General features: G+C 63.7%; 10 protein-coding genes. 2 read left to right on the top strand and 8 right to left on the bottom strand.

Annotated elements, in window-relative coordinates; genetic code table 11:
• Positions 1-53 precede the first annotated feature (53 nt).
• From CIC12_RS12545 to CIC12_RS12520, 6 genes are all read right to left on the bottom strand, one after another.
• Complete coding sequence (locus tag CIC12_RS12545; protein ID WP_168664426.1) at positions 54-1,280, bottom strand: ABC transporter permease; 1,227 nt, start codon at positions 1,278-1,280, stop codon at positions 54-56.
• A complete protein-coding gene (locus CIC12_RS12540; protein WP_342030536.1) occupies positions 1,280-2,017 on the bottom strand; it encodes an ABC transporter ATP-binding protein in 738 nt (245 codons plus the stop codon). Before CIC12_RS12540 ends, CIC12_RS12545 begins: the two co-directional genes overlap by 1 nt.
• Positions 2,014-3,120 carry a zinc-dependent alcohol dehydrogenase family protein gene (locus CIC12_RS12535; RefSeq protein WP_168664425.1) on the bottom strand — a complete coding sequence of 369 codons (1,107 nt, stop codon included), beginning with the start codon at positions 3,118-3,120 and terminating at the stop codon, positions 2,014-2,016. Before CIC12_RS12535 ends, CIC12_RS12540 begins: the two co-directional genes overlap by 4 nt.
• Positions 3,117-4,463 (bottom strand): aminotransferase class I/II-fold pyridoxal phosphate-dependent enzyme, encoded by a 1,347-nt coding sequence (locus CIC12_RS12530; protein ID WP_168664424.1) that lies wholly within the window; start codon positions 4,461-4,463, stop codon positions 3,117-3,119. The genes CIC12_RS12535 and CIC12_RS12530 overlap by 4 nt, the downstream gene beginning before the upstream one ends.
• 48 nt (positions 4,464-4,511) lie before the next feature.
• Positions 4,512-10,853, bottom strand: coding sequence for a type I polyketide synthase (locus CIC12_RS12525; RefSeq protein WP_168664423.1), 6,342 nt, complete (start codon positions 10,851-10,853; stop codon positions 4,512-4,514).
• A gap of 103 nt (positions 10,854-10,956) precedes the next feature.
• Positions 10,957-11,253: a hypothetical protein gene (locus CIC12_RS12520; protein ID WP_168664422.1), complete on the bottom strand. Its 297-nt coding sequence runs from the start codon at positions 11,251-11,253 to the stop codon at positions 10,957-10,959.
• Between the two features lie 384 nt (positions 11,254-11,637).
• Between CIC12_RS12520 and CIC12_RS12515 the strand changes: the two genes are divergently transcribed.
• Positions 11,638-12,162 carry a helix-turn-helix domain-containing protein gene (locus CIC12_RS12515; RefSeq protein WP_168664421.1) on the top strand — a complete coding sequence of 175 codons (525 nt, stop codon included), beginning with the start codon at positions 11,638-11,640 and terminating at the stop codon, positions 12,160-12,162.
• 2 nt (positions 12,163-12,164) lie between these two features.
• Positions 12,165-13,499 (top strand): type II toxin-antitoxin system HipA family toxin, encoded by a 1,335-nt coding sequence (locus CIC12_RS12510; RefSeq protein ID WP_168664420.1) that lies wholly within the window; start codon positions 12,165-12,167, stop codon positions 13,497-13,499.
• A 180-nt stretch (positions 13,500-13,679) separates the two neighbouring features.
• Here the strand turns inward: CIC12_RS12510 and CIC12_RS12500 are convergent, their stop codons facing one another.
• Together CIC12_RS12500 and nhaC are read right to left on the bottom strand one after the other, a co-directional pair.
• Positions 13,680-14,018: an RcnB family protein gene (locus CIC12_RS12500; RefSeq protein ID WP_168664419.1), complete on the bottom strand. Its 339-nt coding sequence runs from the start codon at positions 14,016-14,018 to the stop codon at positions 13,680-13,682.
• Positions 14,019-14,475: 457 nt separating this feature from the next.
• Positions 14,476-15,960 (bottom strand): Na+/H+ antiporter NhaC, encoded by a 1,485-nt coding sequence (nhaC, locus tag CIC12_RS12495; protein ID WP_168664418.1) that lies wholly within the window; start codon positions 15,958-15,960, stop codon positions 14,476-14,478.
• Positions 15,961-16,077: the final 117 nt, after the last annotated feature.

Here is a 16,077-nt window from a genome sequence, read left to right as displayed (position 1 = left end):
AACACTGCATAGTCGCGATGGCTCATTAATCAACAATAAAGTGGGCCGCGCCGTCACACGAAGCTCAGTGCGTTGACGACTTCGATACGGGTTGCGCGATAGGCCGGATAAGCGGCGCACAGCACGGCGAAAAAACTCACCGCGAGGGCGATCGCGCCCATGCGCAGCCAGTCGAGATCGATCTGCAGCAACACGCGATCGGAAGAATTGGGCGGGGTATAACCGATCCCGGACGCGTTAATCGCACACGCGGCGGCTAGCGTGACGACGAGCCCGAGCAGGCAGCCCAGCAACGCAATCCAGAGTCCCTCGAACGCAAATAGCCGAATCACCCCCCCATTGGTCAACCCCAGTGCGCGCAACGTGCCGATTTCGCGCGTGCGCTCCACCACCGCCATCGACATCGTGTTGGCCACGCTCATGGCGGAGATGACCAGCACGATGCTCGCAATGAACGAGAAGATCATGTCGAACAGCCCCTTTACCTGCGTATAGAAGCTCGACATTTCCTGCCATGTTCTGATCTCGATGTCGAAACCCTTGGCGTGCAGTCGATGGAGAAGGTCCAGCTTCGCCCTCTGCGTCGATGCCGCGTCATCGAGCAGCACGATGAAGCGTTCCACCGAGTCGGTATTCATGAGCGACTGCGCGAGTCCGAGACTGGTCAGCACATACTTGTCATTGGTGCCCGCGCTACCCGTGTTGAAGATATCGACGACCTCCGCATCCACCGCGTTCGCCTGACCGTCGATGGTCGATGCGAGCAGGCTGAACGTCTCGCCTTTGCGAAGATTGAGCAGCCTGGCGAGATCCGACGACACCGCCACGCCCTCTTGCCGGTGCCGGTCGAGCCGGCCGCCGGCGTCGCCCTCGTCGGCCGCGCCGAGCATGTCGTTATGTTCGGCGACGATGCCTTCGCCGATGAACACGGTCGACGCCTCACCGTTCGAAATCAGACCGTTCAGGCTCAGGCGCGGCGATACCAACCTCGCACCGGGTTCGCGCATGACGAGCGCCTCCAGTTTGCGGGCTTCTTCCGGCGTGAATAGATAGCGCTTCGGCTGCAGCTTGCCTTCGAGCAGGAAGCCACGTTTGAAGATAGTCAGATGCCCGAGCCGCTCGCCCATCACGGCCTGCTGCTCGAGGCCCGCGTACACATTCGCGATGTAGCCGCTAAACAGATTGATCGCGGCAAGACCGAGCGCGATCGCCGCGAGCGTGACGACGCTCCGCCGACGGTTGCGGAAAGCGTTCTTCAGTGCAAGAACCAGCGAATGCATCAACGTTTGTCTCCATCACGCATGCGCCCGTCGCACAGGCGTATCGAGCGGGTCATATAGCCCAGCGCGCGCTCATCGTGGGTCGAGAACACAAAGGTCACGCCATGTGTGCGGTTCAGGCGCTGGAACAATTGCATCGCTGCGCGCACGTTACCGCCGTCGAGACTGGCCGTCGGCTCGTCGGCGATCACGAGCGACGGATTTGCGATCAGCGCGCGTGCGATCGCCACGCGCTGCCGTTGTCCGCCACTCATGCGGTCCGGGCGCTTGTGGTGGTGCCCGTCGAGTCCCACCTCATCGAGCAGTTCGCGCGCCCGTGCGGTCTGCGCGGCACTCGTGCGTCCGCCAAGCCGCAGCGGCAAGAGCACATTGTCGAGCGCATCAAGCACGGGGATCAGGTTGTAGCTCTGGAACACGAAGCCGATCGACGACTGACGACGTCGTGCGTACCCCGCTGCACTCAGGCAGGCAGTCGGCTCGCCCAGCACTTCGATCGCTCCGGTCGACGGCTTATCGAGCAGGCCGATCAGATTGAGCAAGGTGGTCTTGCCGCTGCCGGACGGGCCGACGATCGCCAGCATCTCGCCGGCCTGAACGTCCAGATGGATATCGGCAAGCGCGTGGACCTGGCCATACGTCTTGCCGACGCCGCTCAGACGGACGACTGACGCCGCACAGCTCGCGGTCGACGCGATGTCCGCGCCGGGCAGCCCGGCTTCATGCGGTTCGAGCTTCACGATTGTCCCGAATGTTTTTGCAAAGTCGAACCGCAAGCGGTGCGGGGCGCCACCGCGCGCGGGCTTGCGGCCGCGCTGCCGATCGAATCGACAGAGCCATCTGGGACAAGCGACCCGACAGGCCCATTCGGCAGCAAATAGACTTTGCCGCGGCGCCCAGGCTCGACTACATGACGCAGCGCTTTGCCAACGGCTTCGAGCGGATAGGTGGCGGCCACTTCCGCATGCAGCACGCCCGCGCGCAGCAGCAGGACAGCTTCCGCCATCAATGCGTCGCGCTGCGCGAGCGTCATGCGCGACAGACGCTGCGTCAGCCAGAAGCCCTTGAGGACGATGTCCCTGAAGATCAGCGCATCGCTATCGAGCTGAATCGGTTCGCCGGACAACATCCCGTAGTTCACGATCGTGCCGCCGCGTTGGAGCAGCGGCGCGAGCCGCGCGACACCATTGCCGCCGACCGCGTCGAGCGCGAGCACCATCGGCGCACCGCCTGTCACGGCCTTGGCGGCCTGCGCCAGTTCGGGACCGTCCACGATGGCGGCATCGCCACCAGCCGCGCGAACCTGCGCGATCGCATCGGCGCGCCGCACGACGTTCATCGTGCGCAAGCCATCGTGACGCGCAATCTGCATTACCGCGCGCCCGACACCCGACAGCGGTGCTGTCTGCACGATCCACGCGCCGCGCTCCAATGGCGCGTGACGACGCACCAGTTCGAGTGCCGTGCACGCGTTCACTTTGAGCGCGGCGAGTTGCAGCGGATCGAGATCCGCCGCGACCTTGAACACTTGCGACGCGGCGAGTCGCCTCTGCTGACACCAGTTGTCGTTGCCGACCAGAATAACCCGGTCGCCTATTGCGAACTCGTGCACCGATGCACCGCAACCGACGACCCGGCCCACGGCTTCCAGGCCAACGCTGGCGGGCAAGCGCGGCAATTCGCCGTAGCGGCCAGCGAGCCGCGCGAGGTCGGCGGAATTCACTGCGCAAGCCTCGACGTCAACCAGTACCTCCCACGCCGACGGCGTGCCGGGAGATGCGATTTCACAGCAGCGCGCCACCTGCGATGGCACGCCGAACCTGTCGAAACGAATCTGTTTCAAAAGAGCCCCTTGCTGATCGGCGCGACGGCCTTCAGCTCGACCAGCAGGCGAACCGTGCGGTCGATCTGTTCGCGCGTGTGAGCGGTGTTGATGAAGAAGCGCAGGCGCGCGGCGTTGCGCGGCACGACCGGAAAGATCATCGGGAACGTGAAGATGTTGTGGTCGAACATGCGCGCGGCCATCCAGAGCGCCATTTCGGCGTCGGGCAGCATCACCGGGATCACAGCCGAGCCTTCGCTACGCCCGACGTTCAACCCCGCCAGCCGCGCCTGCGCGCGGAAATAGCCGGCGTTTTCCACCACGCGCCGCGCGCGCTGCGGTTCGTCGCGCATGATGCGCAGCGCGGCAAGCCCGGCCGCGGCGTTGGCCGGCATCGGCGACGCAATGTAGAGCCCGAGGCCCGGTGCGTAATACTTGAGCATCGTGATCAGCTCGCGGCGCCCGGCGACATAGCCGCCGATCGTCGCGAAGGCCTTGCTCATCGACGCGTAGTGGATGTCGATGTCCGCGCCGTTCAGCCCGAAGTGATCGACGACGCCGAACCCGCGCGCACCGATCACGCCCATCGAATGCGCTTCGTCGACCATCAGCAGCGCATGGTGGCGCTTCTTGATTTCGATCAGCCGCGGGATATCGGGGATATCACCATCCATGCTGAACACGCCTTCGGTCAGGATCAGCACCCGCTCGAAGTTGCTGCGATGCTCGACCAGCAGCCGCTCGAGCGCGTCGCAATCATTGTGCGCAAACGCGAAGCGGCGCGCGCCGCTCAATTTCGCACCGACCAGCATGCTGTTATGGACCAGTTCGTCGTATAGCACCAGGTCCTGCTTGCGCGCGAGGTAGCCGATCGTCGCGACGTTCGTGCCATAGCCGCTGACGCCAAGCACCGCGTCTTCGACGCCGAGCACGTCGGCCAGCTCCCTCTCGAATTCGGCGAACAGAGGAATCTCGCCCATGATGATGCGGCCGGAGCCAGTCGAAGTTCCGTAGTCGTCGATTGCCTGTTTCGCGGCCGCCTGCACGCGCGGGTCCCCTGACAGGTCCAGATAGTTGTACGACGAAAAATTGATCATGCGCCGACCGGCCACGTCGACCTCGGCACTGACGACGCCGGCGTGCTCGCGGAACATGTTCCACTCGTAGCCCTGCTTGCCGTAGTACCAGCGCGTGTTCGCGTACTCGCGCAACTCCGGGAACTGCGCGAAGTCGTAGTGCTCCGGACCGGTTGCGACCTTCGGGGCCACCGCGCGCGCGGCCTGCGCCTCACGGTCCGCCAGCGCGCCCCCCTGTTTGCCGAGCAATCTGGCGCGCAGGCGCTCGACGTGAATGTCAGAACTCATCTTCAACTCTCTTTGATATTGCCCGGTCAAGCCCAGATCGCTGCAACGTCATGCGGCCTGGGCTGCCGGCGCGACGGCGTCGCTCGCGTCGCCCCAGCCGAAAGCGTTGAGCGCCTTGTCGACGATCGCGCGAATCGTAAGGTCGTCCAGAATCTCGAGCACCGACACGCTGATGCCGAGATCACGGCTGAGCAACAACTGGATTTCGGTGGCCATCAGCGAATCGACGCCGAGATCGAGGATGGGACGGTCGACCGGAATCGCCTCGGAAGCGGTTTCCAGCTCGTCGGCGATCAGCGACGCGATGAGACTCGCCAGTACCGTGAAGCGGTCGGCAGCCGGCAACTCCACCAGTTCGGCGCGCAACACGGCGGCGGGATCGACATCCGGGCTCGCATCGGCGGCAATCAGCTCGGCGTAGCGGGGCGACTGCGCGCCGAGCGTTTCGTAGCGTCCCCACTCGCTCCAGTTCGTGATTAGCGTGACGCCGAGCTGCGTGAGCTCACGCAACATCGCCCTTTCGAGCCAGTGCAAAGCCTCGGCCGACTCCATGCCGCGCAGCCCCATGTAGCGCATGAACTGCTCAAGCTTTTCGTCGCGTGTGACTACGCCAACGTCGGCAATCGCCCCCCAGTTGATGCTGGTCGCGGGCAGCCCGAGCGCGCGGCGGTGCCATGCGAGGCCATCGAGAAAACCGTTCGCGCTGACATAGCTGGCCTGCCGGCTATTGCCGACAAGGTTGGCGATCGACGAATAGAGAACGAAATGGTCGAGCGTCATCTCGCGGGTCAGCTCGTGCAGCAGCCGCGCGCTCTCGGCCTTCGCGTTCATCACCGCAACAAGGTCCTGCTGGTCCAGCTCTCCGATCGGCTGGTCGATGATCACCGCCGCCGCATGGAACACGCCGCGCAGCGCAGGCGCCTCGGACGCGATCGTGGCGAACAGGTCGCGAACCTGACCTTCGTGCGCGAGATCGCACTTCATGCAGACGACGTTCGCACCGCGCTCGCGCAGTTCGTCGAGGAAGGCGCTCCGCTCGAGCGTGTTCGCGCCACTGCGCCCGACCAGCACAAGGTGGCGCGCGCCACGCTCCACCATCCAGCGCGCGGTCTTCTGACCGAAGCCGCCGAGACCGCCCGTGACCAGGTAAGTCGCATCGGGCCTGAAAGTCATCGCTTCGAGCACGTGCACCTGCAACGCGGTGAACGCATCGTCGAAACTGACGATCAGTGGAATGTCGGCGTCGGGCAGCGCGAACTTTCTCGTAGCGAGATCGACGATCGACACCGACAGGCTGTCGGCCCGTGCGAATTCGCCACTACGCGCGCGCTCGACCGCCTCGTGCAGCGCTGAGGCAAAACGCCCGGCACGCTGCGTCAGCACGGACAGATCGGCACGTACGATCGACGATGCCGAATTGGGCACCGTGAATGCGTTTGCACGCCGTGCGGTGTCGATCAGCACGCCGCCGGGGGCCAGTGCGCGCCAGCCGAAGGTATCGGCCCACGCGGCGAGTGGACCGACAATCGCGTCGAAGCCCCTGCCGTTCGTGCTGCCGACGACCGCCGCTTCGAGCGCGGCATGCGTGGCTGCGATCGGCGTGCAGCCGGCCACCTGCCGCGGGCTCGCGGCGTCCGGGCGCGCGAGCAGCGTCGTATGGATGCCGCGCCGGCGCAGCGCAGCGTGCACCGACATGCCCAGTTCGTCCGCTTCGACGAGCACGCGAGCGTGCTCGTCCAGATCGGCCTGTTCGACCACGCGTTCGGACACCGCCTCACGCACCGTTGCCAGCAACAACGACGCCGCGGCGACGTCGTCGGCCACGCCGACCAGATGGAAGGCCGAGCGCGGGCCACGAATGTGACTGGCGAACTCGGCAGGCGCGAGACCGTAGACCCGTTGCCCGGCGTGCAGGTCGGCCACCTCCGCGCCGATGCGCTGGACCGTTGCCACGACTTCCACGAAATCCAGATCGAGCGAGTCGCCGTTCGGGTCGCGCAACGCGCGCATCGTCAACGCGATGCAATCGACCTTCAGTTCGATTTCGTCGTCGCGCAGCGGCAGGCGAGCGATCTCGATCAGCTTGACGCTGCCTGCGCTTTCTTCATGCTCGCCGACATGACGAACCTGGACGGCGCGCTCGGCGCTCAGCGCCATGGGCTCGATGCGCGGCTGCGCGAGCACCGGACTCACCGCGAGTCGGCTGAAATAGCGGCGACCGCGGCGGATCGCAACTTCGTCTTCCGGTGCGTCGCACAGCAGTTCGAGGATCGCCGCATCGAGATCGTCATCGGTGGTGGACGCCGGAATGTCGACAGTGCTGAAGCGCATGCCTTCGAGTTCGTTGAAGGCGACGCGAGCGAAACCATTCAACGCGCGCTGCGCGGGTTGCACCGGCGCATCATGCTCGGTGACGCTGAACGCATCACGCGTGAGCACGTAGGCGCGCGGCCGTTGCGCCGCCGGCAGGCCTGCCAGCTGCCGCGTGATCGCGTGCATGAAAAGCAGCGCCTGCGTGCCGGTTGGATCAGCACCGTCGAGCTTCGCATTCGCGCCGTGGATGAACACCACGCCATGCAGCGCGCCGGCGGCTTCCAGTGCGCGGGCGATGTCGTCGGCCGACTCGGAGCGCGCGGTCATCCGCACGCCCTCGGCGTCGAACGATGAACCCGCGCTGAGCCGCGCGCAGATTCGCGCGCCGAACGCTTCCAGACCGCCCGCCAGCCGCTCGGCCAGCGCCGCCGTATCACGCGCTTCCACGATCAGCCAGTGACCGAGACGCCTTGGCTCGGTCAGGCGTGCGGCATCGGTCCATTCATAGCGCGGCATCTGCAGCTTCACCGGGTCGCCGTGGGCGTCGGTACGTTCCACCTTCGCCGACGACGCGCTCACGCGCAGCCCGCGAATCACCGCCAACACGCGGCCTGTGTCGTCGACGATCGTCAGGTCGGCGTCGACGTGGTGCGGCGTGGCGTTGACCTGCACCGCATCACACCAGTAACGATCCGGCAATGCTGGCGCGAGCAGGCGCAATTCCTTGAAGCCAGTTGGCAGGAAAGTCGATTCGTTGTCGTCGAGCATGCTGACGAGCACCTGGAAGCACGCGTCAAGCATCGCTGGCTGCGCGCAATAGCCGGTGCTGGGCAGACCGGGGCCTCGCTCGATCAGCGCGAGCACGCGCCCACCTTGCGGGGCGATATGCAGTGACCGTACCGACTGGAAGTGCGGTCCATATTGCAAACCGATGCGTGACAGCTCGCGGTAGAACACCGCCGGGTCCTGTTCGACGCATAGCGACGCCTTCAGCGATGCCAGATCGACATCACGGACTTCCGCCGACTGCAATGCTCCGACGCTGGCAGTGAGATGCAATTGCCCATCGCCGATCTTGCCGCTTTCAATGCTGCGAATCGCGACGCGGCGCGTGTTGCGCTCGTAGCTGGATACGTAGTCGATCGCGCGGTCGCCGGAGATGACCAGCGGCGCGCGGATTTCCACATCGTTGACGCGCCAACCCGGCGCGTCTGGATGCAGCAACGCGGCGATTTCGAGCAACGTCTCGATATAACCCGCGGCCGGCATGATCGACGTACCCGTGACGATGTGGTCTTTCAGATAAGCGAGGCCCTGATGCTCGAGATCGTTGACCCACACGTGGGGCGCGGGGTATTGCTCGCACCCGAGCAACGGGCGCTCCGTCGTGCCGACGCGCTGATGGACCGCGCGCTCGGTTTCGACCCACGCGCGTTCGCGTTGCCACGGATAGGTGGGCAGGGCGACGGCTTGGCCCCCCCCATTGAGCGGCGTCCAGTCGATCTCGCAGCCACTCGCGAATACGTGCGCCACGGCGCGATGCAGACGCACGCGCTCCGCTTCGTTGCGGCGCAGTGTCTCTACAAGACGGATCTCTTTGGCGCAGGCTTTTGCACAATCACGCAGCGCGCCCGACAGCACCGGGTGCGGTCCGATTTCGACAAAGGTGGTGAAGCCATCGTCGAGCAGAGACTGGACCGCGCCGGCAAATGCAACCGGCCGGCGCACGTTTTGCGGCCAGTAGGTTGCGCCGAACGACGGGCCTTCCACACGGCCGCCGGTGACCGTCGAATACAGCGGAACCGCCGGCTCGCAGGCGACGATCGCGCGCAACGACGACGCGAGTTCGTCGAGGATGGGGTCCATCAAGTGGCTGTGGTAGGGCACCTCGACATTCAGCACGCGATGGAATACCTCGCGCGTGGCAAGCTCGGCGGCGAGCGCTTCGATCGCCGTCGTCTCGCCCGACAACGTGAGCGTGCCAGGGCCGTTGATCGCCGCGATTTCGACGCGCCCTTCGAACGGCTTCAGCAACGCCACGACACCCTCATGGTCCATGCCCACCGCGAGCATGCTGCCGCAGCCCGCCGTGCGCGCCTGCAGGCGGCTGCGCTCGTAGCTCACGCGCAGGGCGTCTTCGAGGCTCAGTGCGCCGCTCACGCAAGCAGCCGTGACTTCGCCGACGCTGTGGCCGACGACCGCGCCCGGCGTGACGCCCGCAGCGCGCAGCACGGTGGCGATGCCCCACTGGATCATGAAGTTCGCCGACTGCGCGTAAATGGTCCGCGTGATTTGCGATTGCGCTTCGCTTTTCAGCATTTCCGCGAGAATGGAGAAGCCGGCGATTTTCTGAAAAAGACCATCGGCGTGGTCGACGGCTGCGCGATACACCGGCTCGTCGCAATACAGCTGCTGGCCCATCGCCCACCATTGCGGGCCCATACCGGTGAACACCCAAACCGGCAGCGGGCGGCCTGAGACCGGCTGCTGGCCGGTGACCACATGGTCAGATCTCTCGCCTTGCAGCAACGCAGCGAGCGCGTCGCGCAATTCGCCCTTCCCGGCGCCCAGCACGACCGCGCGATGACTCAGCGAAGCGCGACGCAGCGCGGCGGAATGCAGCAGGTCCTCGAGCGGCGCGTCGGCCTTAGACAGCCGGTGGAGATATTGTCGCGCGAGTGCCTTAAGCGCCGGTGCGCTGCGCGTGGACAACGGCAAGTACAGCGGAAAGCCTTCAGGACGCGCGGCCGCCACTGCTGCGCTCGCGCCAGCGGGCGCAGCTTGCGGCGCGGAGCGCAGCACCACGTGCGCGTTGGTGCCGCCGTAGCCGAACGAATTGATTGCGACAAGGAACGGCTCGTGCGAAGCGGCAAGCGGGATCACCCTGTCGGCCAGACGCACCCCCAGGTCTTCGAACGCAATGCCCGAATGCGGCGTTTGCAGATTGCCGAGCGGGAACGCCTCGCGATGCATCAGCGTGAGCACCGCCTTGATCACGCCGACAATGCCGGCGCCTGCTTCCAGATGCCCGATGTTGCTCTTGATCGAGCCCAGCACGACGCGCTCGTCGCCTACGCGGCCCATCCCGTACACGGAGCCGATCGACGCCGCTTCGAGCGGATCGCCCACGGCAGTGCCCGTGCCGTGACATTCGACGTAGCGCACCTGCGCCGGATCGATGTCGAAGCGTTCGCATACCTCGCGGATCAGCAGGCTTTGTGCATCGGCACTGGGCATCGAGATGCCGGGCGTGCGGCCGTCCGAATTGACGCCTGCGCCCGCGACCGTCGCGAGAATCGTGTCGCCGTCGGCAAGCGCTTTTTCCAGCGTCTTCAGCAGCACGATGCCGCCACCCTCGCCTCGACCATAGCCATCGGCGCGGGCGTCGAAAGATTTGCATTGCCCGTCGCGCGACAGGAATTGCCCCTTGCTCATACCGATCGAGTATTCGGGCCGCGTCATGATGTTCGCGCCGCCGACCACGGCGACGTCGCAGTCGCCCGACCAGATGTCGCGGCACGCATAGCTGAATGCGACCAGCGACGACGAGCAGGCCGTGTCGATCGACAGGCTCGGCCCACGCAGATCGAAGGCATGCGACAGGCGGTTCGCCAACATCGTCATCATCATGCCGGCTGCCGTGCTAGCGTTGTGCCGCGTGCGATTCTCGACCTGCATCAGCGTGATCATGTGATCGAGCATGAAGCCGCCGACATACACGCCGACCTTGTGACCGGCATGGGCAGGCAGATCGAGGCCGGCGTTTTCGAAGGCTTCCCAGATCAGTTCGAGCAGCAGCCGCTGCTGCGGATCGAGGTTTTCGGCGATGCGCGCGGGCAGATCGAAAAACGCTGCGTCGATCGAACGAACGTCCTGCTTCAGGAAGTTGGCCTTGTCGACATACGCCTTGCCCTTCACGCTCTCATCGGCGCAATAGTAGCGGGCAGCGTCCCAGCGATCCGCCGGTATGGGACCGGCGGTGACGACACGTTCACGAAGGGCGGCCAGCAACGAATCAAGATCGTCCAGCCCGCCCGGAAGGCGGCACGCCATTCCGACCACAGCAATTTCACGCATTTTTGTTATTTAAATAAAAAAGTTATCTTTTTAAAATTCCAATCATAAAAATGGACCGCAGTTTCCCCGTGTTGTCGCACTTCTATCTCAATTGAGTCTTTGTTCAATACACGTTGAATGGACGCTCAGTTTGGGGCACGTGATTCACCGGGCAGCGGACATAACTGTTCCTCGCGAATGCAGCATGACGAACATGATCGAATGGTGCGCCATGTACCTCGATTTTCAATTTGAAGCGCCATTGGGCAATTTCTGCTTCGAGAAATTCTCTATATTGGCTCGCTGGATAGGTGGCAGCAGCGCCTTGAGCAAAGTTCTCAACGGCCTTGAAGGTTGTCAAACCCGCAAAAGGCGATTTCTCGTTGACCGTCTGATGCAACGAACTCAGCCTTTTGTTCATTCACTCCCAGTCCGTCGCCCGTGCGCTCAGCCCACGTCAGAATAATTCCCAGCTTATCTAATAAACATTGAAAATTCCGAAAGAAGATGCGGAATTGGGAGATGTGACTTTACCGTCCGGTGCCATCGTTGATCGCGGCCGGTTCCCCGGATAGCGGTATTGCCGCAGCCGCGCAGCTTCGCGGTCGGAAAACCGGCTTGACCGTTAGTTGCGTCAAAAATGCGGATCGTTTGGCGCATATGGCATCGACTCCGGGCCCGTCTTGCCGGGCGTCCACTATTAACAGTCTTTAGCTTGTATTTTCGAAATACAGCGTATAGACTGTATCGTCAATTTACAGGTTTTAACCTGTCATGGTGCCAATGCACCTGCCGGAGAATCACCGTGGACTACTCCATCAAAACACTGAGCCAGTTGAGGCCAATTCTGCAGGGCTTCAGAAAAACCGCCGGTCTCACCCAAGCCGCGATGGCGAGTCATCTCGGCGTGACGCAGCAGACCTACGCGCAACTGGAGGCCAATCCAGCCGCGGTCAGCGTGGAGCGGCTCTTCAAGGTCCTGCGAGTGCTCCAGGTCGATCTGAAGCTCACCCAATCCGGGGGTGAGTCAGCCGAAAGCGCCGCCGCGGAAAATACAGCGTCTGTCCCCGCCGCCACGCCTGTAACAGCTCGCACCACGTCCGCACGCCCCGCAAAGAAAGCATCGGCCGCAGCAACGGGCGACGTAAAACGCAAAACGCCATCGACACGTCAGCAGACAACTTCCGCCGCAACGCCAGCGCGCATCAAAAGCCCGGCGAAACCTGGCGCGAGAACAAACACGCGGGAAGTCGGCGGCAATACCGCGTCGGAGGCCCGACGCGCTGCCGCGAACGCGAGGCGCGTCAGCAAGAAACGGGAGGACTGGTAAGCATGGCGCGAAGCACGCAACCCAGCCGGCTAAACCTCTGGATGAACGGCCTGCAGGTCGGACATTGGGAAACGGCGCGTAACGGCGAACGTCTGGCATACCGCGACGACTGGCTCGACGATCCGCAAGGACGCCCGCTGTCGCTATCGCTGCCTTTCACGCCGGGCAACCAGCCGTATCGCGGCCAGGTCGTCGCAGACTATTTTGACAACCTGCTGCCCGACAGTGAACCGATCCGCCGCCGGATCGCCACACGCTATCGGACCGGCAGCACCGCGCCTTTCGCACTGCTCGCCACGCTCGGCCGCGACTGCGTCGGCGCGCTGCAGATGCTGCCGCCGGACGAATCCCCCACCGACCTCACGAGCATCCACGGCCGCGAACTCAGCAACGGCGAGATCGCCCAGCTGCTGCGCGGCACGACCTCGACCTCACCGCTGGGACAACACGATCCCCTGGACGATTTGCGTCTATCGATCGCGGGCGCGCAGGAAAAGACCGCCCTGCTCCGGCATCGTGACCGCTGGTTGCTGCCCGAAGGCAGCACCCCGACCACGCATATCTTCAAGTTGCCACTGGGACTGGTCGGCAACATGCGAGCGGACATGCGCACCTCCGTCGAAAACGAGTGGCTCTGCTCGCAAATCGTCGCGGCTTATGGACTGCCCGTCGCCCGTTGCGAGATCGCCGGATTCGAGGATCAGAAAGTGCTGATCGTCGAGCGATTCGACCGCCGTCCGTCCAGCGACGCAACATGGATCGTGCGGCTCCCGCAAGAGGACATGTGCCAGGCGACCGGCACCTCGGCGCTCCACAAGTACGAATCCGATGGCGGCCCAGGGATCGAGGCCATCATGGAAGTGCTCTCCGGCTCCGCGCGCGCGGCGCTCGACCGGCGCAACTTCTTCATCACGCAGATGGTCTTCTGGCTACTTGCCGCGACCGACGGTCATGCAAAGAACTTCAGCATCGCGCACCTGCCGGGCAACCAGTACGAATCCACGCCACTCTACGACGTGCTGTCGGCTCATCCGATCATCGGTGCGGGCACCGGCCGATTGCCCGCGCAGAAGGTCAAGCTGGCGATGGCCGTGCATGGCAAGAACGTTCACTATCTGCTCAATCAGATCCAGCGGCGGCATTGGGTTGCCGAAGGGCAACGCGTCGGCTTTTCCGCGGCGACCGTAGAGGGCATGATTGGCGAACTGACGGTACGCACCGACGCGGTGATCGACGAAGTGTCGTCGCGCTTGCCCACGGACTTCCCGATGGACGTGGCCGATGCGGTCTTCGATGGAATGCGCCGATTGAACAGGAAACTTGCGCAATCGACCTAGCCGTCTAGCGACGCAACGCCCCCCGGCCCTTTGCCTGTCCAGCGCTTCAGCGCGCGCCGGAAGTTCGCCGGGCCGCTGAATCCCAGCAGCATCGCCCACACTACCGACCTCCGTGCAGACGACCGGGCAGCACGCGTGCGGATGCGGCACATGGGCTGCATCCGCTTCCAGTACGCCGCGTCAGGGCGTCCCGGAGACGATGTTGGAAATAGTCCAGTTACTGGTCGAGACCAGCACGTAGTCTCCGTTGACGCCTAGCCACTTCTGCCCACGCGGCGGCGCATTGAGCCCATGACCACGCCAGTCGTCCATGATGAAGTTGTACGTACGATACTCGGTGGGAATGCGTTGCCCCTTCTTCCAGTCCCGATGGGGAATCGTCGGCATGACCTGCTGACGGCCCATTGACGGATTGACCATCGGCGCGTCCCCTCCCGGCGACGGACCGGCCGCGATCGCAACGAGCGAGATGCCGGAGAAAGAAAGGGCGACGAGTTGCACAATGATCCGCTTGTTCATGATCAAACCTCCCTGCTGTGGAAGAAAGGTTAGGGTGTCAAAGCGTTCAATGCCTTTTCGACGTCACCATGCCCATTCATCTCCACAGACTGCTCGAGGCATGTGAAGGTCATCGTGCATCGTCGCGACACCCGCATTCACGCCATGGAAAGATTGCCAGGTTATGCAATGCAAGGTTCGAAGAGTATCGGAGACCGATACCGTAGCGCATCGAACGACTCGATGTTCATTGCATTCGGCAATAGATATTCCGAATGCAATTAACCCGAGATACTCAGGACAGGAAAGTTAATTCGGGTTTTACTCGTAGTCGATCTGAGTATAGTAAAAGGACGTTTGACTTCAAGCCGGGATGCCCGTTGATAGCCAATAGCCCGCGAGGTCAAGTCGGCAATAGCCGGCGCCTTCAAAATGACCGGCAAAATTTCGACCCATTTAAATCGTTCGCCAGCGGCCCTCATTTATCGCCCGGTGGCGCAGCGGCTCCAGTTGCAGTTTCAACCTGAGCGGCGGGAAGACGCCACATCCGGATGCCCGCATACGCAATCGCTATGGTCAACAGCGGACTCGAGAAGCAGAACACGGCAAAAGGCGCGTAACTCAGCGTGGACACACCCAACGTTGCCGCCATATAGGCGCCGCAGCTATTCCATGGAATCAGCGCGCCGGTCGGGGTGGCCGCATCACCGACTGCGCGCGACAGCACCACCGGTTCGAACCCGCGCCGCGCAAACGCGGTCTTGAACATGCGCGCGGGAAGCACCACCGCGATGTACTGGTCGGCGGTAACCACGTTGGTGGCGACGATCGCCGTCACGAGTGAAGCGACCAGCGCACCGGCCGATTTCGCCTTTTCGATGACCGGGGCAATCAGCCGTTCGAGCACGCCGCACTTTTCGACTACGCCGCCGAACGCCAATGCCGTGATGATCAGCCAGATTGTGTTCAGCATGCTGTCCATGCCGCCCCGTGTCACGAGTATGTCGAGTTGGGCGTTGCCCGTCGACGCCTTGTAGCCGCTCGCCAACGCGAGCCATACGCCCTTGAAAAGTGCAAGCCAGTCCGGCACGCCCTCTTTCGCCGACGCAAACGCGATCACACGTTCGGGGGCCACGCACACGGCGAGCACACCGCCCGCCAGCGCACCGAGAAAGATTGCCGTGAATGGCGGTATTCTGAAGACCGCCAGCAGAATCACGAGAAGAAGCGGCACGAACGACCACAACGAGATGTGGTAGGCGCCACGCATGGCTTCTATTTCGGCGCCCGCATCGAAATCGCCGGGCTGCCCCAACAGATAGAACACGCACAGTGAAATGGCCATCGACACGGCCGACGTCAGAAACATCTCGCGAATGTGCCGGTACAGATCCACGCCGGCCGCAGCAGCAGCGAGATTGGCGGAGTCGGAGAGCGGCGAAGATTTGTCGCCGAAATATGCGCCCGAAATGATCGCGCCGGCCGCAATCGCCGGATTCAGCCCCATGCCGTGAGCAATGCCCATGAGGCCAATGCCGATGGTGCCGGCCACTGTCCACGAGCTGCCGATACTCACCGAAACGAACCCGCAGATAGCGGCCGCGGTGACGTAGAAGTAGTTGGGACTGAGCAGCTGGAGGCCGTAATAGACCATCGCTACGAGCGTCCCGCTAAGCGCCCACGTGCCGATCAGCGCGCCGACCGCAAACAGGATGAAGATCGCGCCGATACCCGTGCCGACACTCGCGGCCGCGGCCTCGCCGAGAGCGGCCAGCGAATGCCCGCGACGCCAGCCGATAAACACCGCGATCATTGTCGCGGCGACGAGGCCCACCTGGTTCGGACCGCCGGCACCGGCATCGCCAAACAGATAGTACGACAGGCCCACCAGCGCAATCAGGCTGGCGACGGGGATGATCGCCTCGATCATCGTCACCGGTTCGGGTGATTCGGGCCTCTTCATTTAGGCTTGTCCCCATGTCGGCAACAACTGCGGCCCAGCTGATATTGCTTCGATGATGCCCCGTAGCGGCGCGAGCGCGCCGCCTGCTCGCCGCGACATCGGCAGGCGGGCGACGCA

The sequence above is a fragment of the Paraburkholderia sp. SG-MS1 genome (genome assembly GCF_012275575.1).
Taxonomy (GTDB): domain Bacteria; phylum Pseudomonadota; class Gammaproteobacteria; order Burkholderiales; family Burkholderiaceae; genus Paraburkholderia.
The sequence above is the reverse complement of the archived record's forward strand: the minus strand, read 5'-3'. Positions and strand labels throughout refer to the sequence as shown.

Bases quoted from the DNA above. Each gene is read 5' to 3' on its own strand.
- CIC12_RS12545 (WP_168664426.1), bottom strand. From the start codon at position 1,280: ATGCATTCGCTGGTTCTTGCACTGAAGAACGCTTTCCGCAACCGTCGG.
- CIC12_RS12530 (WP_168664424.1), bottom strand. From the start codon at position 4,463: ATGAGTTCTGACATTCACGTCGAGCGCCTGCGCGCCAGATTGCTCGGC.
- CIC12_RS12525 (WP_168664423.1), bottom strand. From the start codon at position 10,853: ATGCGTGAAATTGCTGTGGTCGGAATGGCGTGCCGCCTTCCGGGCGGG.
- CIC12_RS12520 (WP_168664422.1), bottom strand. From the start codon at position 11,253: ATGAACAAAAGGCTGAGTTCGTTGCATCAGACGGTCAACGAGAAATCG.
- CIC12_RS12510 (WP_168664420.1), top strand. From the start codon at position 12,165: ATGGCGCGAAGCACGCAACCCAGCCGGCTAAACCTCTGGATGAACGGC.
- CIC12_RS12500 (WP_168664419.1), bottom strand. From the start codon at position 14,018: ATGAACAAGCGGATCATTGTGCAACTCGTCGCCCTTTCTTTCTCCGGC.
- nhaC (WP_168664418.1), bottom strand. From the start codon at position 15,960: ATGAAGAGGCCCGAATCACCCGAACCGGTGACGATGATCGAGGCGATC.